The sequence below is a fragment of the Streptomyces roseolilacinus genome, assembly GCF_014649335.1.
Lineage (GTDB): Bacteria > Actinomycetota > Actinomycetes > Streptomycetales > Streptomycetaceae > Streptomyces > Streptomyces roseolilacinus.
In genome coordinates, this window is the sequence record NZ_BMSV01000010.1 from 142122 (window position 1) to 163272 (window position 21151).

Below are 21151 nucleotides of genomic sequence, written 5' to 3' on the forward strand. Positions count from 1 at the left end.
TTTACTCCTCGTCCTCGATCCAGCCCATGGTCCGCTCGACGGCCTTGAGCCAGTTCTTGTACTCGCGGTCGCGGGTCTCCGCGTCCATGCGGGGGGTCCACTCGGCGGCGCGCCGCCAGTTGGACCGCAGCGCGTCGGTGTCCGGCCAGAAGCCGACGGCCAGGCCGGCGGCGTAGGCCGCGCCGAGGCAGGTCGTCTCGGCGACCATCGGGCGCACGACGGGTGCGTCCAGGACGTCCGAGAGGGTCTGCATCAGCAGGTTGTTGGAGGTCATGCCGCCGTCGACCTTCAGCGCGGACAGCTCCACGCCGGAGTCCTTGGTCATGGCGTCGGTGATCTCACGGGTCTGCCACGCGGTGGCCTCCAGCACGGCGCGGGCGATGTGCGCCTTGGTGACGTACCGGGTCAGGCCGGCGATCACCCCGCGGGCGTCGGAGCGCCAGTACGGGGCGAACAGCCCGGAGAAGGCCGGCACGAAGTACGCGCCGCCGTTGTCCTCGACGGTCAGGGCCAGGGTCTCGATCTCGGCCGCGGTGCTGACCAGGCCCATCTGGTCGCGCATCCACTGGACGAGCGAGCCGGTGACGGCGATGGAGCCCTCCAGGGCGTAGACCGGCTTGTCGTCGCCGATCCGGTAGCCGACGGTCGTGAGCAGCCCGCTGTACGAGTTGATCACCTTGTCGCCGGTGTTCATCAGCATGAAGGTGCCGGTGCCGTACGTCGACTTGGCCTCGCCCTCCGCGAAGCAGGTCTGGCCGAACAGGGCCGCCTGCTGGTCGCCGAGCGCGGAGGCGACGGGGATGCCGTCCAGGACGCCGCCCTTGACGTGCCCGTACACCTCGGCGGAGGAGCGGATCTCCGGGAGGACCGCGGCGGGCACCTCCATGGACTGCAGGATCTTGTCGTCCCACTCCATCGTGTGGAGGTTCATCAGCATGGTGCGGGAGGCGTTGGTGACGTCGGTGACGTGCCGGCCGCCGTCCGTGCCGCCGGTCAGGTTCCAGATGACCCAGGAGTCCATGGTGCCGAAGAGGATCTCGCCGCGCTCGGCGCGCTCGCGCAGGCCCTCGACGTTGTCGAGCAGCCAGCGGACCTTCGGGCCGGCGAAGTAGGAGGCCAGCGGGAGGCCGGTCTCGCGGCGGAAGCGGTCCTGCCCGACGTTCCGGCCGAGCTCCCTGCACAGGGCGTCGGTGCGGGTGTCCTGCCAGACGATCGCGTTGTGGACCGGCTCACCGGTGTTCCTGTCCCACAGCAGCGTGGTCTCGCGCTGGTTGGTGATGCCGATGGCCTTGACGTCGGCGGCGGTGATGCCGGCCTTCTCGATGGCGCCGGCGACGACTTCCTGGACGTTCGCCCAGATCTCGGCGGCGTCGTGCTCGACCCAGCCGGGCTTCGGGAAGATCTGCTCGTGCTCCTTCTGGTCGACGGAGACGATGCGCCCGTCGCGGTCGAAGACGATGCAGCGGCTGGAGGTGGTGCCCTGGTCGATGGCGGCGATGAAGGGGCCGGCGCCGTGGGAGGTCGTGGCGGTCATGGGGGTGTGCTCCTCGAAGTCGGTGGACGGATCGGGTCGGCTGGGCTCAGGCGAACGCGAGGGAGTAGATACCCGCGGCCGCCGCGGCACCGATCAGCGGGCCCACGACGGGGATCCAGGCGTACCCCCAGTCGGAGCCGCCCTTGTTCGGCAGGGGCAGCAGGGCGTGCACGATGCGGGGGCCGAGGTCACGCGCCGGGTTGATGGCGTAACCGGTCGGGCCGCCGAGGGACAGGCCGATACCGACGACGACGAAGGCGACGATCAGGCCGCCGAGGACGTTCAGGCCCTTGCCGTCCTCGTTGAGGCCCTGGGTGAGCACGGCCAGGACGAGCACGAGGGTGCCGAGGGCCTCCGTGGCGAGGTTCTGCCAGACGTTGCGGATCTCGGGACCGGTGGAGAAGACGCCGAGCACCGGGCCGGGGCCCTCGACGGCGGGCTTCGAGGCGGCCTCCGGGTCGGTCAGGTGGGCCTGGAACTGGCCGTAGTAGGCCACCCAGACCAGAGCCGCACCGATCATGGCGCCGAGGAACTGGCCGGCGAGGTAGAAGGGGACGTCGCCCCACTCCCCGTCCTTGAGGGCGATGCCGAAGGTCACCGCCGGGTTCAGGTGGGCGCCGGAGAGGGAACCGGTCATGTAGACGGCGGTCATGACCGCGAAGCCCCACCCGAGGGTGATGGCCAGCCAGCCGGCGTTCTGCGCCTTCGAGCGCTTGAGCACGACGGCGGCGACGACGCCTCCGCCGAGGAGGATGAGTACGGCGGTACCGATGGTCTCGCCGATGAAGATGTCGGAGCTGGACACCCGCGACTCCTTTGTCCTTCGTCCAGGGGAAAGGCGAACCCCGGGTCCCTCCGGTGGTCCGTGCCCTCGGGGTGAGGGCGGTGCCGGCCTCCTGGCGTTGTCACACTCTAGCGCGTGATTCCGGTAAGTGTTCGACAATGCCGACCGATGGACGGCAGTTTTGCCCCCGGGTTAACAGCGAGTCAAGGCTTCGCACCCCAGAAACCCGATCGTTACCGTGCCCGCGGTGCGCGGGCCCCCGGACGCGGGCGCCCCGGCCCGGCGGGGCGCGGGCGAGGGGCGGCGGAGGGGAGGGCGGCGCCGGCAGGCGCGCGGCGGGCCCCGGGGCGCCGGTACGGCGCGGTACGGGGACGCGGGGCGGTACGAGGGCGGGCGGGGCCCGGGAGCGCGGGGCGGGGGCCCGGCGTCAGAAGCGTCCGGCGCCCAGGTCGCGCGAGACGGCGCGCGCGCACTCGCGTACGGCGGCCACCAGCTCGGAGCGCAGCTCGCCCCGCTCGCAGACCCGCTCGACGGCCCCGGTGATGGCCACCGCCCCCACCGGCATCCGCCGCCGGTCGTGGATGGGCGCCGCCACCGACGCGACGCCCTCCCAGGTCTCCTCCACGTCCGCGGCCCAGCCGCGCGCCCGCGTCAGGTCCAGCAGCTCCTCGAAGTCGTCCAGCGACGTGACCGTGCGGGGCGTGAACGCCTTGCGCTCCACCTCCACGGCCTCGCTGTGCGCCACCGGGTCGTACGCCGAGAGCACCTTCCCCAGCGCCGTGGAGTGCAGCGGCTGCATCGCGCCGACCTCCAGGACCTGGCGGCTGTCGTCCGGGCGGAAGACGTGGTGGATGACGAGCACCCCGTGCTGGTGCAGGACCCCCAGGTGCACGCTCTCGCCGCTCGACCTGGCCAGGTCGTCCGTCCACACCAGCGCCCGCGCCCGCAGCTCGTGCACGTCCAGGTAGCTGTTGCCGAGCCGCAGCAGCTCCGCCCCCAGCTGGTACCGGCCCGACGCGGGGTCCTGCTCGACGAACCCCTCCGCCTGCAGCGTGCGCAGGATGCCGTGCGCGGTGCCCTTCGCCAGGCCGAGCGACGACGCGATGTCGGAGAGACCCAGCCGGCGCTCTCCGCCCGCGAGCAACCGCAGCATCGCCGCCGCCCGCTCAAGCGACTGGATGTTCTTCGCCATCCCCGGCCTGCTCCTTCACTCTGCGGTTCGACAATGCTGAACAGTATCGGTCGTTGCCGACCTCCGGCCACATTGCGGAACTCCGTACGGGCCACGTGGCCGGACTTCGCCCCCGCCAAGCATGCCGTCCGTCACGTGGGACGACGTGTCCGCCCCGGAGGATGGCGGTTACGCTGACGGCGTGCGCCTCCCGCCGGAGACGCAAAGCCGACAGCCGTCGCACCCCAGGGAGCACCTCCATGGCCTCGTTGCCGACCCCTTCCCCCGCGTCCGCCGACAGCGGCGCCCGAGCAGCCGCCCTCCGCGACGCACTCGCCACGCGGGTGGTCGTCGCCGACGGGGCCATGGGCACGATGCTCCAGGCGCAGGACCCCACCCTCGACGACTTCGAGAACCTCGAAGGCTGCAACGAGGTCCTCAACCTCACCCGGCCCGACATCGTCCGGTCGGTCCACGACGCCTACTTCGCCGTCGGCGTCGACTGCGTCGAGACGAACACCTTCGGCGCCAACTTCTCCGCGCTCGCCGAGTACGACATCGCCCACCGCGTCCACGAGCTTTCCGAGGCCGGGGCCCGCATCGCCCGCGAGGTCGCCGACGAGTACGGTGCCGACGGCCGGCAGCGCTGGGTCCTCGGCTCCATGGGCCCCGGCACCAAGCTGCCCACCCTCGGCCACGCCCCGTACACCGTCCTGCGCGACGCCTACCAGAGCAGCGCCGAGGGCCTGATCACCGGCGGCGCCGACGCCCTCCTCGTCGAGACCACCCAGGACCTCCTCCAGACCAAGGCCGCCGTCCTCGGCGCCCGCCGCGGCCTGGAGGCCCTCGGCGCCGACGTGCCGCTCATCGTCTCCGTCACCGTCGAGACCACCGGCACCATGCTCCTGGGCTCCGAGATCGGCGCCGCGCTCACCGCGCTCGAACCGCTCGGCATCGACATGATCGGGCTGAACTGCGCCACCGGCCCCGCCGAGATGAGCGAGCACCTGCGCTACCTCGCCCGCCACTCCCGCATCCCCCTGTCCTGCATGCCCAACGCCGGCCTCCCCGTCCTCGGCAAGGACGGCGCCCACTACCCGCTCACCGCCCCCGAGCTCGCCGACGCCCAGGAGACCTTCGTCCGCGAGTACGGGCTGTCGCTCGTCGGCGGCTGCTGCGGCACCACCCCCGAGCACCTGCGCCAGGTCGTGGAGCGCGTACGGGACCTCGCCCCCGCGCCCCGCGACCCGCGCCCCGAGCCGGGCGCCGCGTCCCTGTACCAGACCGTGCCGTTCCGGCAGGACACCTCGTACCTCGCGATCGGCGAGAGGACCAACGCCAACGGCTCCAAGAAGTTCCGCGAGGCCATGCTCGAAGGCCGCTGGGACGACTGCGTCGAGATGGCCCGCGACCAGATCCGCGAGGGCGCCCACATGCTCGACCTGTGCGTCGACTACGTGGGCCGCGACGGCGTCGCCGACATGGAGGAGCTCGCCGGCCGCTTCGCCACCGCCTCCACCCTGCCCGTCGTGCTGGACTCCACCGAGGTCGAGGTGCTGCGCGCCGGCCTGGAGAAGCTCGGCGGCCGCGCCGTCATCAACTCCGTCAACTACGAGGACGGTGACGGCCCCGAGTCCCGCTTCGCCAAGGTCACCGCCCTCGCCCGGGAGCACGGCGCCGCGCTGATCGCCCTCACCATCGACGAGGAGGGCCAGGCCCGCACCGCCGAGAAGAAAGTCGAGGTCGCCGAGCGGCTGATCGCCGACCTCACCGGCAACTGGGGCATCCGCGAGGAGGACATCCTCGTCGACTGCCTCACCTTCACCATCTGCACCGGCCAGGAGGAGTCCCGCGGGGACGGCGTCGCCACCATCGAGGCCATCCGCGAACTCAAGCGCCGCCACCCCGCCGTGCAGACCACCCTCGGCCTGTCCAACATCTCCTTCGGCCTCAACCCGGCCGCCCGCATCCTGCTCAACTCCGTCTTCCTCGACGAGTGCGTCAAGGCCGGCCTCGACTCCGCGATCGTCCACGCCTCCAAGATCCTCCCCATCGCCCGCTTCGACGAGGAGCAGGTCACCACCGCCCTCGACCTGATCCACGACCGCCGCCGCGAGGGCTACGACCCGCTCCAGAGGCTGATGGAGCTGTTCGAGGGCGCCACCGCCAAGTCCCTCAAGGCCGGCAAGGCGGAGGAGCTCGCCGCCCTCCCGCTGGAGGAGCGCCTCAAGCGCCGCATCATCGACGGCGAGAAGAACGGGCTCGAGGCCGACCTCGACGAGGCCCTGCGCACCCGCAAGGCCCTCGACATCGTCAACGACACGCTCCTGGACGGCATGAAGGTCGTCGGCGAGCTGTTCGGCTCCGGCCGGATGCAGCTGCCCTTCGTCCTCCAGTCGGCCGAGGTCATGAAGACGGCCGTCGCCCACCTCGAACCGCACATGGAGAAGACGGACGACGAGGGCAAGGGCACCATCGTCCTCGCCACCGTCCGCGGCGACGTCCACGACATCGGCAAGAACCTCGTCGACATCATCCTGACCAACAACGGCTACAACGTCGTCAACCTCGGCATCAAGCAGCCCGTCTCCGCGATCCTCGAGGCCGCCGAGGAGCACAAGGCCGACGTCATCGGCATGTCCGGCCTCCTCGTCAAGTCGACCGTGATCATGAAGGAGAACCTGGAGGAGCTCAACCAGCGCGACCTCGCGGCCCGGTACCCCGTCATCCTCGGCGGCGCCGCCCTCACCCGCGCCTACGTCGAGCAGGACCTCCACGAGATCTACCAGGGCGAAGTCCGCTACGCCCGCGACGCCTTCGAGGGCCTGCGCCTCATGGACGCCCTCATCGCGGTCAAGCGGGGCGTCCCCGGCGCCGCGCTCCCCGAACTCCGGCAGCGCCGCGTCCGCGCCGCCGCCGTCGAGGAGCGCGAGCCCGAGGCCGGCGCCCGCTCCGACGTGGCCACCGACAACCCCGTACCCGAGCCGCCCTTCTGGGGCACCCGGGTCATCAAGGGCATCCAGCTCAAGGAGTACGCCGGCTGGCTCGACGAGGGCGCCCTGTTCAAGGGCCAGTGGGGCCTCAAGCAGAACCGGACCGGCGAGGGGCCCTCGTACGAGGAGCTCGTCGAGACCGAGGGCCGCCCCCGGCTGCGCGGCTGGCTCGACCGCCTCCACACCCGCAACCTGCTCGAAGCGGCCGTCGTCTACGGCTACTTCCCCTGCGTCTCCAAGGGCGACGACCTCATCATCCTCGACGAGGCCGGCAACGAGCGCACCCGCTTCACCTTCCCCCGCCAGCGCCGCGGCCGCCGCCTCTGCCTGGCCGACTTCTTCCGGCCCGAGGAGTCCGGCGAGACCGACGTCGTCGGCCTGCAGGTCGTCACCGTCGGCTCCCGCATCGGCGAGGCCACCGCCGAGCTGTTCGCCTCCGACGCCTACCGCGACTACCTGGAGCTGCACGGCCTGTCCGTCCAGCTCGCCGAGGCCCTCGCCGAGTACTGGCACGCCCGCGTCCGGGCCGAGCTCGGCTTCGCCGGCGAGGACCCCGCCGACGTCGAGGACATGTTCGCGCTCAAGTACCGCGGCGCGCGCTTCTCCCTCGGCTACGGCGCCTGCCCCGACCTGGAGGACCGCGCCAAGATCGCGGACCTGCTGGAGCCCGGACGGATCGGCGTCCACCTCTCCGAGGAGTTCCAGCTCCACCCCGAGCAGTCCACCGACGCCATCGTCCTCCACCACCCGGAGGCGAAGTACTTCAACGCCCGCTGACCCGTCCGACGCGCCGTGCCCGCCGCGGGGTACGCGCCGGCGCGGAGCGTCGTACACTGGTCGGTCCCATGCAGGCCGGCCGCGTGCCTCCACCGGGAGTTCCCGGAGGGGGAGCGCGGCCGGCCTTCTCGTCCCGTGGAGGTGTGTGCCGGATGACCAGTACGGTCCCCGCGTCCCTGACCCGAGCGTCCGACGGGTCGGCCCTGCAGGCCGTGTTCCTCGACATGGACGGCACGCTCGTCGACACCGAGGGCTTCTGGTGGGACGTGGAGGCGGCCGTCTTCCGGGAGCTGGGGCACGAGCTGGACGAGTCCTGGCGCGACATCGTCGTCGGCGGGCCCATGACCCGCAGCGCCGGCTACCTCATCGAGGCCACCGGCGCCGACATCACCCTCCCCGAGCTCACCACGCTCCTCAACGACCGGTTCGAGGAGCGCATCGACGACGGCGTGCCCCTCATGCCCGGCGCCGCCCGCCTCCTGGCCGAGCTGACCGAGCACGCCGTGCCCACGGCGCTGGTCTCCGCCTCCCACCGCCGCATCATCGACCGCGTCCTGTGCTCCCTGGGCGCCGACCACTTCACCCTCACGGTCGCCGGCGACGAGGTGACCCGGACGAAGCCGCACCCCGACCCGTACCTCCTCGCCGCCCGCCGGGTCGGCGCCGACCCGGCCCGGTGCGCCGTCGTCGAGGACACGGCCACCGGGGTCGCGGCCGCCGAGGCGGCCGGCTGCCGGGTCGTCGCCGTCCCGTCCCTCGCGCCCATCGCGCCCGCCGAAGGCCGGGTCGTCGTCGGCTCCCTCGAAGAAGTCGATCTCCGCTTTCTGCGCGCTTTGATCACGGGAATGGACTGAGCCGCACACTTAGCGTGGCCCGTCGAATGGGGGAAAACGCTGGGCGTCGGACCGTGCCTTTTCCGTCACGGCACGGAAAGCCGCCCCACGTGACCTTGGTCACCCACAGTGGCGCCCGCCGGGCGTCCGCAACCGCACGCATGCCCGGATCGGGCCGCTTCCGGCATGCCCATGTGTCCGGATTCATCAGGGCGTGTACGAAACATTCCGGTGTTACCGGGCCGTACGGTCACGGTCGAAGATCGATTTCTGATGACCCCTCAACTCCACCCCGGTCCGGGATTAGTGGCGGTGCCACTAATCTTTTCGCCGAGCACCCCGCCGCACTTTCCCCCGCGCCGCGGCCGCCACGAAGCGGCCGTGAACACGGGGCCGATCGTTCGTATCCCGATCCGATCGCCGCGCCCCACCGGGCGCCCGCGGCGGAGGCTCCGCACACGCACCACCCCCGTGCAGGACCAGGAGCACCACCCCATGAACCGCAAGACCTTGGCGCTGCCGGCGATCGCCGGACTGCTGGCCCCCCTCCTCGCCGCCTGCGGCACCGAGACGGGCGGGGCCGCCGGAGGCAGCGACATCGTCGTCGGGACCACCGACCGGTTCGCCGCATCCCAGGACTCCCCGGCCCCCTTCGACCCGGCCTACGCGTACGACACCGGCGTCTGGAACGTGCTGCGCCAGACCGTCCAGACCCTGACGCACATCCCGCGCGGCGGCGGCCGCCCCGTGCCCGACGCCGCCTCCGAGTGCCAGTTCACCGACAGCGCCAGCGAGAGCTACCGCTGCCTGCTCCGCGAGGACCTCGTCTTCTCCGACGGCCGGCCCGTCACGGCCCGCGACGTCAAGTACTCCATCGAGCGCGTCCTGGCCATCAAGTCCGACAACGGCGCCGCCGGACTCCTCTCCAACATCGACACCATCGAGGCCAAGGGCTACCGCGAGGTCGTCTTCCACCTGAAGACGCCCGACGCCACCTTCCCGTACAAGCTCGCCACGCCCGTCGCCGGCATCGTCAGCAGCGACAAGTACGGCGCCACCGAGCTCCGCGAGGGCTTCCAGGTCGACGGCTCCGGCCCGTACACCATGAAGCCCCAGGTCCGCGACGGACGCCTCGTCAGCGTCGCCTTCACCCGCAACCCCCACTACAAGGGCGACGTCAAGATCCGCAACGAGGGCGTCGAGCTGCGCTCCTTCGACGACGCCGGCTCCATGGCCGAGGCGCTGAAGGCCGGCGACATCGACATGATGACCCGCACCCTGGAGCCCGAGCAGATCAAGGAGCTCGACACCGACCCCCAGGAAGGCGTCGAGCTCACCGAGGTCCCCGGCCTGGAGATCCGCTACCTCGCCTTCAACACCAAGGCCCCCGCCGTCAGGGACAAGGCCGTGCGGCAGGCCATGGCCGCCCTCGTCGACCGCGACCGCATCGCCCGGAACGTGTACGGGCCCACCGCGACGCCGCTGTACTCCCTCATCCCGTCGACGATCGTCACCCACAGCAACTCGTTCTTCAACAAGTACGGCGAGCCCAGCCGCGACAAGGCCGCCGCCCTCCTGCGCGACGCGCACGTCGCCACCCCGGTCAAGCTGACCCTGCACTACACCACCGACCACTACGGCGCCGCGACCGCCAAGGAGTTCGCCGCCCTGCGCGACCAGCTCAACGAGAGCGGCCTGTTCGACGCGACCGTCGAGGGCGTCGAGTGGTCCTCCTTCCGGCCCGCCCAGAAGCGCGGCGACTACGCCGTCTACGGACTCGGCTGGTTCCCCGACTTCCCGGACCCGGACAACTACATCGCGCCGTTCCTGGACGCCGACAACTTCCTCAACACGCCCTACGTCAACCACGAGGCCCGCGAGCGGCTCATCCCCGCCTCCCGCCGGGAGGCCGACCGGGCCGCCGCGGCCCCCTCGTTCCAGCGGCTCCAGGACATCGTCGCCGACGAGGTCCCGGTCCTCCCGCTCTGGCAGGGCAAGCAGTACGTCGCCTCCCGCGACACCCTCACCGGCGTCGAATGGGCCCTCAACACCTCCTCGGACCTCCAGCTCTGGGAGCTCGGCCGAGGTAACGCCTGACCCCTGCTGTACCGAAGAGATCCAGAGGCAAGGTTCCAGTGAAGGCACACAACAAGTGGCTGACGGCCCCGCTCGCCGCGGGGCTCGCCGCCGCCACGCTCAGCGGCTGCGGTACCGACAAGGACGCCGGCGCCGGTGACGGTTCCGGGACGATCGTCGTCGGCATGTCCGACGAGGTCCTGGCCACCGACCCCGCCACCGGGTACGACCCCGGCTCCTGGCTGCTGTTCAACAACGTCTTCCAGTCCCTGCTGAGCTTCCCCAAGGGCGCCACCACGCCCCAGCCGGAAGCCGCCGACCGGTGCGAGTTCGACAAGGGCGCCAGCACCGTCTACCGCTGCACCCTCCGCGAGGGCCTGAAGTTCAGCAACGGCAACCCGCTCACCGCCGAGGACGTCAAGTTCTCCTTCGAGCGCGCCCTGAAGATCGACGACAAGAACGGGCCCGGCCCGCTCCTGTCCACCATCGACAAGATCGAGACCCCCGACGACAAGACGGTCGTCTTCACCCTCAAGGTGCCCGACGCCACCTTCCCCAGCAAGATCGCCTCCGGTGCCGGCTCCATCGTCGACCACCGCGAGTACCCGGCCGACGGGCTGCGCACCGACGGCCTGGCCGTCGGCTCCGGCCCGTACAAGCTGGAGTCCTTCACCGACGAGAAGGCCGTCTTCTCCGTCAACCCGGAGTACCGGGGCACCGCCAAGGTCAAGAACGACGGCATCACCCTGAAGTTCTACGACGGCGACCGCAAGGCCCTCGCCGAGGGACTGACGAAGGGCGACGTCGACATCGCCTACCGCGGCCTGGACTCCGACGACATCCAGAAGCTCAACGGCTCCCCGACGGCCGGCCAGAAGGGCATCGAGGTCATCGAGGGCTCCAGCGCCGAGGTCCAGCACCTGGTCTTCAACATGAAGGACCCGGTCGCCGGCAAGCTCGGCGTCCGCAGGGCCATCGCCCACCTCGTCGACCGCCAGGCCCTCGTCCAGGACGTCTACCAGTCCACGGCGACCCCGCTGTACTCGATCGTCCCCGCCGGCATCCTCGGCCACAACACCGCCTTCTTCGACCGCTACGGCGACCGCCCGCAGCCCGAGCTGGCGAAGAAGGCCCTCCAGGAGGAGGGCATCAAGGGGAAGGTCGAGATCACCCTCTACTCCACGCCCAGCCGCTACGGCCCCGGCACGGACGAGCAGCTGGGCGCCATCGCCAAGCAGCTCAACGACAGCGGCCTGTTCGACGCCCGGGTGAAGTCCGTCGAGTACGACCAGTACGAGAAGGACATCCAGGCCGGCAAGTACGGCGTCTACATCAAGGGCTGGGTCCCCGACTACCCCGACCCGGACAACTTCACCCAGCCGTTCTTCGGCGAGGACAACGTCCTCGGCAACCACTACGAGAACACCAAGATCACCGACGCGATCATCCCGGACACCGCGGCGGCCGCCGACCGCAGCTCCGCCCAGGACGACTTCGACCGGCTCCAGAACCTCGTCGCCGAGGACGTCCCCCTCCTCCCGCTCTGGCAGGCCAAGCAGTACGCCGTCGCCTACAACACGATCACCGGCCTGGAGTGGACCCTCGACGCGTCCACCGTGTTCCGGTTCTGGGAGATCAAGAAGGGCTGACCCGCCCCGCCCGACGGCGGTGCCCCGTGGACACACCACGGGGCACCGCCGTCACACCGTCACACCGTCCCGCCGCGCGCGGGCGGGCCACCGGCCGGCGCTACTGCGCGCCCGGCCGCACCAGGCCGCTCTCGTACGCGTACACCGCCGCCTGCACCCGGTCCCGCAGCCCCAGCTTCGTCAGCACGTGGCCCACGTGGGTCTTCACCGTCGTCTCGGACACGAACAGGTCCGCCGCGATCTCCGCGTTCGACAGCCCCCGCGCCACCAGCTTCAGCACCTCCACCTCACGCTCCGTCAAGGTGTTCAGCGCGTCCGGGACCGGCTCGTCCCCCGACGGCAGGTGCCCCGCGTACTTGTCCAGCAGCCGGCGCGTGATGCTCGGCGCCAGCATCGCCTCGCCGGCCGCCACCACCCGGATCGCCTGCACCAGCTCGTTCGCCGGGGCGTCCTTCAGCAGGAACCCGCTCGCCCCCGCCCGCAGCGCCTCCACCACGTACTCGTCCAGGTCGAACGTGGTCAGCACCAGCACCTTCGCCGGCCCGTCCCGCCCCGGCCCGGTGATCTGCCGCGTCGCCTCCACCCCGTCCATCCGCGGCATCCGGACGTCCATCAGCACCACGTCCGGCTGCAGTGCCCGCACCTGCTCGAGTGCCTGCAGGCCGTCGCCGGCCTCACCCACCACCGCGAGGTCCTGCTCCGCCTCCAGGATCATCCGGAAACCGGTACGCAGCAGCGGCTGGTCGTCGACCAGTAGGACGCGGATGGCCACGGGCACTCCTCAAGAGATCGCTGGATCCCGCCCATTCTGCCCCGGACCGGCCGGCCGCACCGGCAGCGGGTAGACCGGGGGAGTCCCCCCGAACTCCGGACAGAACGCCTGATGGTCGCACCAGCCGCACAGCTTCGTCGGCCGCGGCCGCCAGTCACCCGTCTCCGTCGCCGTCCGGATCGCCTCCCACAGCGCCAGCAGCTTCCGCTCCACCCGCCGCAGGTCGGCCATCACCGGGTCGTACGTCACCACGTCGCCGCTGCCCAGGTACACCAGCTGCAGCCGCCGGGGCAGCACCCCCTTCAGCCGCCACACCACCAGCGCGTAGAACGTCATCTGGAACAGCGCGCCCTCCCCGTACTCCGGGCGCGGCGCCTTGCCCGTCTTGTAGTCGACGATCCGCACCTCGCCCGACGGCGCCACGTCGACCCGGTCGATCACGCCCCGCAGCCGGAGCCCGGACTCCAGCTCCGTCTCCACGAACAGCTCCCGCTCCGCCGGCTCCAGCCGCGTCGGGTCCTCCAGCGTGAACCACCGCTCGACCAGGTCCTCGGCCTCCCGCAGCCAGCGGGCCAGCCGCTCCCCGTCCGCGTCGTCCTCGAACAGCGCCCCCAGCTCCGGACGCGACTCCAGCAGCCGGCCCCACTGCCCGGGGACCATCGCCCGCGCCTTCGGAGCCGTGCGCTCCGCCGCGGGGTCGTCGAAGAGGCGCTCCAGCACCGCGTGCACCAGCGTGCCCCGCGTCGCCGCCGGACTCGGCTTCTCCGGCAGCTTGTCGATCACCCGGAACCGGTACAGCAGGGGGCACTGCATGAAGTCGGCGGCACGGGACGGCGAGAGCGACACGGGCGGCTGCGGGCTCGGAGTCATGTCCCCGACCCTACGACCCGCCACCGACAGCCGTCGGCATACCATCGACGGCAGACCACCGCACACTGCATGATCGAGTGGAAGACACCCCCCACGCCGAAGGGAACCCGTGAACCAGGACGACGAGAGCGGCGAGAGCACGCGCCCGCGGTCCGAGCCCACCGGAAGCACCCCCGGCCCCGGCAGGCGCCGCCGCACCGACAAGCCCGGCGGCGGCCTGCTCATGGGCCGGATCCTCGGCGTGCCCGTCTACGTCGCCCCCAGCTGGTTCCTCGTCGCCGCCCTCATCACCTGGGTCTTCGGCGGCCAGCTCGACCGCGTCCTGCCCGAGCTGGGCAGCGCCCGCTACCTGGTCTCGCTGTTCTTCGCCGTCGCGTTCTACGCCTCCGTCCTCGTCCACGAGCTGGCCCACACCGTCGCCGCGCTCCGCTTCGAGCTCCCCGTCCGCCGCATCCAGCTCCAGTTCTTCGGCGGCGTCTCCGAGATCGAGAAGGAGTCCGAGACCCCGGGCCGCGAGTTCGTCCTCGCCTTCGTCGGCCCCCTGCTCTCCCTCGTGCTCGCCGGCGTCTTCTACGCCGGCATGCACGCCGTCGAGCCCGGCACGGTCCCCGGCGTCCTCCTCGCCGGCCTGATGATCTCCAACCTGATCGTCGCGGCCTTCAACTTCCTGCCCGGCCTCCCCCTCGACGGGGGCCGCATGCTCCGCGCCGTCGTCTGGAAGATCACCGGCAACCCCATGACCGGCACCGTCGCCGCCGCCTGGTTCGGCCGCGCCCTCGCCGTCGCCGTCCTCATCGGCCTGCCCCTGCTCACCCAGACCGGCGCCCTCGGCGACACCGCCGACCTCAGCGGCATGGACACGGTCATGGACGCGCTCCTCGCCGCCATCCTCGCCGCGATCATCTGGACCGGCGCCGGCAACAGCCTCCGCATGGCCCGCCTCCGCGAGCGCCTCCCCGACCTGCGGGCCCGCGCCCTCACCCGGCGCGCCGTCCCCGTCCCGTCCGAGACCCCCCTGTCCGAGGCGCTCCGCCGCGCCAACGAGGCCGGTGCCCGCGCCCTCGTCGTCGTCGACGGCCAGGGCGAGCCCACCGCCCTCGTCCGCGAGGCCGCCATCGTCGGCGTCCCCCAGCACCGCCGCCCCTGGGTCGCCGTCAGCGGCCTCGCCCAGGACCTCACCGACGGCATGAGGATCCCCGCCGACCTCGCCGGCGAGGCGCTCCTCGAAAGGCTCCGCGAGACCCCCGCCACCGAGTACCTCGTCGTCGAGGACACCGGCGAGGTGTACGGGGTGCTGTCCACCGCCGACGTCGAGCGCGCCTTCGTCCAGGCCATGGCCCGCCCGGGCACCGGCCCCCGCTAGCCCCGCCCCTCCCCGCCGGCCCCGTGCCGTGGTCGGGGCCCCCGTCACCGGCGGGTACCCTGGTCACATGTCCGAACCGACCGGTGCCGCCCGCCGTCGCGGGCCCTTCAAGGTCGGGGACCAGGTCCAGCTCACCGACCCCAAGGGACGCCACTACACGTTCACGCTCGAGGCCGGGAAGAACTTCCACACCCACAAGGGTTCCTTCCCGCACGACGAGCTGATCGGCGCCCCCGAGGGCAGTGTTGTCCGTACCACGGGAAACGTCGCCTACCTCGCGCTGCGCCCCCTGCTCCCCGACTACGTCCTGTCCATGCCCCGCGGGGCCGCAGTCGTCTACCCGAAGGACGCGGGCCAGATCCTCGCCTTCGCCGACATCTTCCCCGGCGCGCGCGTCGTGGAGGCCGGCGTCGGCTCGGGCTCGCTCAGCAGCTTCCTGCTGCGCGCCATCGGCGACAGCGGCATGCTCCACTCCTACGAGCGCCGCCAGGACTTCGCGGAGATCGCCCAGGCCAACGTGGAGCGCTACTTCGGCGGCCCCCACCCCGCCTGGCAGCTCACCGTGGGCGACCTCCAGGACAACCTCACCGACACCGACGTCGACCGCGTCATCCTGGACATGCTCGCCCCGTGGGAGTGCCTGGAGGCCGTCTCCAAGGCCCTCGTCCCCGGCGGCATCCTCTGCTGCTACGTGGCGACGACCACCCAGCTCGCCCGGACCGTCGAGTCCATCCGCGAGATCGGCTGCTACGCCGAGCCGCAGCCCTGGGAGTCGATGATCCGCAACTGGCACGTCGAGGGCCTGGCCGTCCGTCCGGACCACCGCATGATCGGCCACACCGGCTTCCTCGTCACCGCCCGCCGCCTCGCGGACGGCGTCGAGCCGCCCATGCGCCGCCGCCGCCCCGCCAAGGGCGCCTACGGCGAGGACTACGAAGGCCCCAACAAGGGCTGACACCACCCGCAACGCGGCAGCGCCGCCGTGGAGTTCCCCCACCGAACGGGAAACTCCACGGCGGCGCTGCCGCGTTCACCCGGGCGGCACCCGAGCGCCCGTGCCCGCCGACCTCCAGGGCGGCCGCACCCCCCGGTTCCGGGCGCCTGTGACGTGTGGCACGATGCTGGCCACTCCCCGCGGCGACACCCACCGCCACCGCACGACCACAGGAGACAGCCCGCGTGCAGACCTCCGCCGTCCCGGACCTCGCGCACACCCACGCCCGTCCCGCGCACTGGCTCGCGACCGCGGCCGCCATGGCCTGCGTCGTCGCCCTGGTGGGCCTGGTGCGCTCCGACCCGGCCACCGCCACCTCCACCGCCGACCCCGCGGTGCGCGCCCGGCAGGCCCCCGCCGGCGCCCCCGCCCCCGACGCGGCGACCGCGGCCTACCCGCTGACCTGCGCCGGAGTCCCCACGGCGGTTCCCAGGACCGCCAGCGGCGACCTCGACGGCGACGGCAGGCCCGAGACCGTGGCCGCCGCCCACTGCCAGGCCGGTTCCGGCACCCCGCCCCAGGGCCTGTACGTCCTCACCGGCGCGGCCGGAGGCTCCGGGGGCGCCCGCGTCGTGGCGACCCTCGTGGCCCCCGGGGACGCCCTCTCCGTCGCCGGCCTCGCCGTGCGTGACGGCGTCGTCACGGCGGACCTGCTCGGCTACTCGTCCCCCGACGTGCCCCGCTGCTGCCCCGACGAGCGCCGGACCGTCGAATGGCGGTGGAGCGGCGGCGCGTTCCTCCGCACCACCGCCACCGACAGCTGACGGACGGCTACTCGGCGTCGGGGCCGTACACCTCGACCCCGTCCGAGACCCGCCGCACGTGAATGCAGTCGCCCGGGCACTCCTTGGCCGAATCCACCACGTCCCGCAGCAGCGGCAGCGGTACCGGCGTGGTCGCGCCCGGCTCCTGGAGCAGCTCGTCGTCGGCGCTCTTGACATAGGCCAGTCCGTCGATGTCGAGCTCGAACACCTCGGGCGCGTACTGGGCGCAGATCCCGTCCCCCGTACAGAGATCCTGGTCGATCCAGACTTCCAGGGCCTCTCCGGCGGCCGTGGTGGGAGCCTCGTGCTGCGCGGTCATATGCCCTGCCGTTTCCTGCGTCGGGTGAAGCGTCGAGAAGTAAGTCCGGCCCGCCCTGACGGGTGTTGGCCACTGACGACGATACAACCGGCCGCTTTCCGATGTTGATGGGTGGGTATTCCCTTGAGGTGGGGGAGAGCGCAAGGGTGAAGATCGGACACACCTCGAGAGTCTTTGTGATCTAGGGGTTTCAATCACCACCCACGCAGGTAGGGTCTGGAAGCGTCCAGCTCCCCTTGGAGGAGGTGAGGACCGTGGCAGCCCACGACGACGACATCAACCGCGGCATCCGGCCGGGGCGGGGGTCTGACGACCCCGCCGGCCAGGTTGCCTATCTCGAGCAGGAAATCGCCGTCCTGCGACGCAAGCTCGCCGACTCTCCGCGGCACACGAGGATTCTCGAAGAGCGGATCGTCGAGCTGCAGACCAACCTGGCCGGCGTGTCCGCGCAGAACGAGCGGCTCGCCGGCACGCTCCGCGAGGCCCGCGACCAGATCGTGGCCCTCAAGGAGGAGGTAGACCGCCTTGCCCAGCCGCCGGCCGGCTTCGGCGTCTTCCTGCAGGCCAACGAGGACGGCACGTGCGACATCTTCACCGGTGGCCGCAAGCTCCGGGTGAACGTCAGCCCCAGCGTCGAGCTCGACCAGCTCCAGCGGGGCCAGGAAGTCATGCTCAACGAAGCGCTCAACGTGGTCGAGGTCATGGAGTTCGAGCGCGCCGGGGACATCGTCACCCTCAAGGAGATCCTCGAGGACGGCGAGCGCGCCCTGGTCATCGGCCACACGGACGAGGAGCGGGTCGTACGGCTCGCCGAGCCCCTGCTGGACGCCACCGTCAGGCCCGGCGACGCCCTCCTGCTCGAACCCCGCTCGGGGTACGTCTACGAGGTCATCCCGAAGAGCGAGGTCGAGGAACTCGTCCTCGAGGAGGTCCCGGACGTCGACTACGACAAGATCGGCGGTCTGGGCAACCAGATCGAACTGATCCGCGACGCGGTCGAGCTCCCGTACCTCTACCCCGACCTCTTCAAGGAGCACGAGCTCCGGCCCCCGAAGGGCATCCTGCTGTACGGCCCGCCCGGCTGCGGCAAGACCCTCATCGCCAAGGCCGTCGCCAACTCCCTTGCGAAGAAGGTCGCCGAGGTCACCGGGCAGCCCGCCGGCAAGAGCTACTTCCTCAACATCAAGGGCCCGGAGCTCCTCAACAAGTACGTCGGCGAGACCGAGCGGCACATCCGCCTGGTCTTCCAGCGGGCCCGCGAGAAGGCGTCCGAGGGCACCCCCGTCATCGTTTTCTTCGACGAGATGGAGTCCCTCTTCCGCACCCGCGGCTCCGGCGTCAGCTCGGACGTGGAGAACACCATCGTCCCGCAGCTGCTCGCCGAGATCGACGGTGTCGAGGGACTCGAGAACGTCATCGTCATCGGCGCCTCCAACCGCGAGGACATGATCGACCCGGCGATCCTCCGCCCCGGTCGGCTCGATGTGAAGATCAAGATCGAGCGCCCGGACGCCGAGGCCGCCAAGGACATCTTCGCCAAGTACCTCACCCCGTCGCTGCCGCTCCACGAGGACGACCTCGGCGAGCACAACGGGTCCAAGGAAGCCGCCGCACAGGCCATGATCCAGTCGGTCGTGGAGCAGATGTACGCGGAATCCGAGGAGAACCGGTTCCTCGAGGTCACGTACGCCAACGGCGACAAGGAAGTCCTGTACTTCAAGGACTTCAATTCCGGCGCGATGATCCAGAACATCGTCGACCGGGCGAAGAAGATGGCCATCAAGGCCTACCTCGACCAGAACCAGAAGGGCATCCGCGTCTCCCACCTCCTCCAGGCGTGCGTGGACGAGTTCAAGGAGAACGAGGACCTGCCCAACACCACCAACCCGGACGACTGGGCCCGCATCTCCGGAAAGAAGGGCGAGCGGATCGTCTTCATCCGCACCCTCGTCACCGGAAAGCAGGGCGCGGACACCGGGCGCTCCATCGACACGGTGGCGAATACCGGCCAGTACCTGTAGGAGCGCGCAGAACCGGCTGCGGATGTCCCCGGACCCCGAAAGGGGAGGGCATCCGCAGCCGCCTGCATTCCACGGGGTACCGCCAGATACGGACCACACCGGAGCAATGACGCAATTGATCTCCCCCCCAGCGCAAAGGCGCTCTAGGCTCATCCGTACCGCCGAATCGCGCAGTGCGGGGTCGGGCACCGCACACGCATCGGAGAACCGGTACTCGGGCGCCGTTCCCGCGCGGGGACGCCGCCGGGCAAGGAGGGCCGCATGACCGTACGGCGAGTAATGGGCATCGAGACGGAGTACGGGATCTCCGTCCCCGGCCATCCGAACGCCAATGCCATGCTCACCTCGTCCCAGATCGTCAACGCCTACGCGGCGGCGATGCACCGGGCGCGCCGCGCCCGCTGGGACTTCGAGGAGGAGAACCCGCTGCGGGACGCCCGCGGCTTCGACCTGGCCCGCGAAGTCGCCGACTCCAGCCAGCTCACCGACGAGGACATCGGCCTCGCCAACGTCATCCTGACCAACGGCGCCCGCCTCTACGTGGACCACGCCCACCCGGAGTACAGCGCGCCCGAGGTCACCAACCCCCGCGACGCCGTCCTGTGGGACAAGGCCGGCGAGCGGATCATGGCCGAGGCCGCCGAGCGGGCCGCCCAGCTGCCCGGCGCCCAGCCCATCCACCTGTACAAGAACAACACCGACAACAAGGGCGCCTCCTACGGCACGCACGAGAACTACCTGATGAAGCGGGAGACCCCCTTCTCGGACATCGTGCGCCACCTCACGCCCTTCTTCGTCTCCCGCCAGGTCGTGACGGGCGCCGGCCGCGTCGGCGTCGGCCAGGACGGCCAGGAGCACGGCTTCCAGATCAGTCAGCGCGCGGACTACTTCGAGGTCGAGGTCGGGCTGGAGACGACACTCAAACGGCCCATCATCAACACGCGGGACGAGCCGCACGCCGACGCCGAGAAGTACCGCCGCCTCCATGTGATCATCGGCGACGCGAACCTCTCGGAGATCTCCACCTACCTGAAGCTCGGCACGACCGCGCTGGTGCTGTCGATGATCGAGGACGGCTTCATCACCGTCGACCTCGCCGTCGACCAGCCCGTGCGCACCCTCCACCAGGTCTCGCACGACCCGACGCTCCAGCGGCTGATCACGCTCCGCAACGGCCGGACACTCACCGCCGTGCAACTCCAGATGGAGTACTGCGAGCTGGCGCGCAAGTACGTCGAGAACCGCTTCGGCTCCGACGCGGACGAGCAGACCGCGGACGTCCTCACCCGCTGGGAGGACACCCTCGGCCGGCTGGAGAACGACCCCATGAGCCTCGCCGGCGAGCTGGACTGGGTGGCGAAGCTGGAGCTCATGGAGGGGTACCGGCGCCGCGACCGCCTCGACTGGGACGCCGCGCGCCTCCACCTCGTGGACCTCCAGTACGCCGACGTGCGCCCCGACAAGGGCCTCTACAACCGCCTGGTGGCCCGCGGGCGCATGCGGCGCCTCCTGGACGAGGCGGACGTGGAGCGGGCCGAGAGGCAGCCTCCCGAGGACACCAGGGCCTACTTCCGCGGCCGCTGCCTGGAGCAGTACGCGGACGACGTGGCGGCGGCGTCCTGGGACTCCGTGATCTTCGACCTCCCCGGCCGCGACTCCCTGCAGCGGGTGCCCACGCTGGAGCCCCTGCGGGGGACCCGGGAGCACGTGAAGGAGCTCCTGGACCGCTGCCGCACGGCGGAGGAGCTGGTCCGGGTCCTTTCGGGCGGCTGAGAAGTGCTTCGGCGGGCCGCCAGAGGGAATCATGGAAGTGGCCCCCGGACGTCGAGAAAGACAGGGCCGATGTCAGACCGGGCTTGTAAGGTCTGATCTTGAGACACCTGACCAAGCGGGCAATCCGAGCGGGGTGAGGGACATGGCGACCAAGGACACCGGCGGCGGCCAGCAGAAGGCCACGCGTTCCACCGAAGAGGTCGAGGACCAGGCACCCGAGGCACAGGCCTCGGAGGACCTCAAGGAGCGCCACGAGAAACTGAGCGACGACGTGGACTCCGTCCTGGACGAGATCGACGACGTGCTCGAGGAGAACGCCGAGGACTTCGTGCGCTCCTTCGTGCAAAAGGGCGGCCAGTAAGGCCCCTGCGACCTTCGGATCGAAGACGACCGGGGGGCCGGTGACAGAGTCGGGGGGCGAGCGCCGCGTGCGGTGCGGCGAGTCCGGACCGCACGCG

General features: G+C 71.1%; 16 protein-coding genes. 10 read left to right on the top strand and 6 right to left on the bottom strand.

What is annotated here, in order from left to right; all coding sequences use genetic code 11:
- Position 1 precedes the first annotated feature (1 nt).
- The 3 genes from glpK to IE106_RS23335 form a co-directional block, all read right to left on the bottom strand.
- Complete coding sequence (gene glpK, locus IE106_RS23325) at positions 2–1534, bottom strand: glycerol kinase GlpK (RefSeq protein ID WP_189537141.1); 1533 nt, start codon at positions 1532–1534, stop codon at positions 2–4.
- 46 nt (positions 1535–1580) lie between these two features.
- On the bottom strand, positions 1581–2339 hold the full coding sequence (locus IE106_RS23330) for an MIP/aquaporin family protein (RefSeq protein ID WP_189537142.1): 759 nt from the start codon (positions 2337–2339) through the stop codon (positions 1581–1583).
- Between the two features lie 406 nt (positions 2340–2745).
- Positions 2746–3510 carry an IclR family transcriptional regulator gene (locus IE106_RS23335; protein WP_189537143.1) on the bottom strand — a complete coding sequence of 255 codons (765 nt, stop codon included), beginning with the start codon at positions 3508–3510 and terminating at the stop codon, positions 2746–2748.
- 239 nt (positions 3511–3749) lie between these two features.
- Between IE106_RS23335 and metH the strand changes: the two genes are divergently transcribed.
- From metH to IE106_RS23355, 4 genes are all read left to right on the top strand, one after another.
- Entirely contained in the window at positions 3750–7259 is a 3510-nt protein-coding gene (gene metH / locus IE106_RS23340) for a methionine synthase (RefSeq protein WP_189537144.1), read from the top strand.
- Positions 7260–7411: 152 nt separating this feature from the next.
- The gene (locus IE106_RS23345) at positions 7412–8113 is read left to right on the top strand and encodes an HAD family hydrolase (RefSeq protein ID WP_189537145.1); all 702 of its coding nucleotides are present in this window, start codon (positions 7412–7414) and stop codon (positions 8111–8113) included.
- A 474-nt stretch (positions 8114–8587) separates the two neighbouring features.
- On the top strand, positions 8588–10189 hold the full coding sequence (locus tag IE106_RS23350; protein ID WP_189537146.1) for an ABC transporter substrate-binding protein: 1602 nt from the start codon (positions 8588–8590) through the stop codon (positions 10187–10189).
- 38 nt (positions 10190–10227) lie between these two features.
- Positions 10228–11817, top strand: a complete 1590-nt coding sequence (locus tag IE106_RS23355; protein WP_189537147.1) for an ABC transporter substrate-binding protein — start codon at positions 10228–10230, stop codon at positions 11815–11817.
- Positions 11818–11917: 100 nt separating this feature from the next.
- Here IE106_RS23355 and IE106_RS23360 read toward each other — a convergent pair whose 3' ends face one another.
- A complete protein-coding gene (locus tag IE106_RS23360) occupies positions 11918–12589 on the bottom strand; it encodes a response regulator (RefSeq protein ID WP_189537148.1) in 672 nt (223 codons plus the stop codon).
- Between the two features lie 9 nt (positions 12590–12598).
- Positions 12599–13459 carry a RecB family exonuclease gene (locus IE106_RS23365; protein WP_189537149.1) on the bottom strand — a complete coding sequence of 287 codons (861 nt, stop codon included), beginning with the start codon at positions 13457–13459 and terminating at the stop codon, positions 12599–12601.
- A gap of 109 nt (positions 13460–13568) precedes the next feature.
- On the opposite strand from IE106_RS23365, the gene IE106_RS23370 reads away from it, so the two are divergent.
- From IE106_RS23370 to IE106_RS23380, 3 genes are all read left to right on the top strand, one after another.
- Positions 13569–14822 carry a site-2 protease family protein gene (locus IE106_RS23370; RefSeq protein WP_189537150.1) on the top strand — a complete coding sequence of 418 codons (1254 nt, stop codon included), beginning with the start codon at positions 13569–13571 and terminating at the stop codon, positions 14820–14822.
- A gap of 67 nt (positions 14823–14889) precedes the next feature.
- The gene (locus IE106_RS23375; protein ID WP_189537151.1) at positions 14890–15777 is read left to right on the top strand and encodes a tRNA (adenine-N1)-methyltransferase; all 888 of its coding nucleotides are present in this window, start codon (positions 14890–14892) and stop codon (positions 15775–15777) included.
- Between the two features lie 224 nt (positions 15778–16001).
- Positions 16002–16580, top strand: coding sequence for a hypothetical protein (locus IE106_RS23380; protein ID WP_189537152.1), 579 nt, complete (start codon positions 16002–16004; stop codon positions 16578–16580).
- A 7-nt stretch (positions 16581–16587) separates the two neighbouring features.
- Here IE106_RS23380 and IE106_RS23385 read toward each other — a convergent pair whose 3' ends face one another.
- Positions 16588–16899: a ferredoxin gene (locus IE106_RS23385; RefSeq protein WP_189537153.1), complete on the bottom strand. Its 312-nt coding sequence runs from the start codon at positions 16897–16899 to the stop codon at positions 16588–16590.
- 254 nt (positions 16900–17153) lie between these two features.
- On the opposite strand from IE106_RS23385, the gene arc reads away from it, so the two are divergent.
- The 3 genes from arc to IE106_RS23400 all read left to right on the top strand — a co-directional run bounded on the left by arc (position 17154) and on the right by IE106_RS23400 (position 21054).
- Positions 17154–18920 (top strand): proteasome ATPase, encoded by a 1767-nt coding sequence (gene arc / locus IE106_RS23390; protein ID WP_189537154.1) that lies wholly within the window; start codon positions 17154–17156, stop codon positions 18918–18920.
- A 261-nt stretch (positions 18921–19181) separates the two neighbouring features.
- On the top strand, positions 19182–20693 hold the full coding sequence (gene dop, locus IE106_RS23395) for a depupylase/deamidase Dop (RefSeq protein ID WP_189537155.1): 1512 nt from the start codon (positions 19182–19184) through the stop codon (positions 20691–20693).
- 142 nt (positions 20694–20835) lie between these two features.
- Positions 20836–21054, top strand: a complete 219-nt coding sequence (locus tag IE106_RS23400; RefSeq protein WP_023589517.1) for a ubiquitin-like protein Pup — start codon at positions 20836–20838, stop codon at positions 21052–21054.
- Positions 21055–21151 lie beyond the last annotated feature (97 nt).

What these genes read in the sequence shown, in the direction of transcription:
- IE106_RS23335 (WP_189537143.1), bottom strand. Translation starts at nt 3,510, where the DNA reads ATGGCGAAGAACATCCAGTCGCTTGAGCGGGCGGCGGCGATGCTGCGG.
- IE106_RS23365 (WP_189537149.1), bottom strand. Translation starts at nt 13,459, where the DNA reads ATGACTCCGAGCCCGCAGCCGCCCGTGTCGCTCTCGCCGTCCCGTGCC.
- IE106_RS23400 (WP_023589517.1), top strand. Translation starts at nt 20,836, where the DNA reads ATGGCGACCAAGGACACCGGCGGCGGCCAGCAGAAGGCCACGCGTTCC.
- metH (WP_189537144.1), top strand. Translation starts at nt 3,750, where the DNA reads ATGGCCTCGTTGCCGACCCCTTCCCCCGCGTCCGCCGACAGCGGCGCC.
- IE106_RS23345 (WP_189537145.1), top strand. Translation starts at nt 7,412, where the DNA reads ATGACCAGTACGGTCCCCGCGTCCCTGACCCGAGCGTCCGACGGGTCG.
- glpK (WP_189537141.1), bottom strand. Translation starts at nt 1,534, where the DNA reads ATGACCGCCACGACCTCCCACGGCGCCGGCCCCTTCATCGCCGCCATC.
- IE106_RS23375 (WP_189537151.1), top strand. Translation starts at nt 14,890, where the DNA reads ATGTCCGAACCGACCGGTGCCGCCCGCCGTCGCGGGCCCTTCAAGGTC.
- IE106_RS23350 (WP_189537146.1), top strand. Translation starts at nt 8,588, where the DNA reads ATGAACCGCAAGACCTTGGCGCTGCCGGCGATCGCCGGACTGCTGGCC.
- IE106_RS23385 (WP_189537153.1), bottom strand. Translation starts at nt 16,899, where the DNA reads ATGACCGCGCAGCACGAGGCTCCCACCACGGCCGCCGGAGAGGCCCTG.
- dop (WP_189537155.1), top strand. Translation starts at nt 19,182, where the DNA reads ATGACCGTACGGCGAGTAATGGGCATCGAGACGGAGTACGGGATCTCC.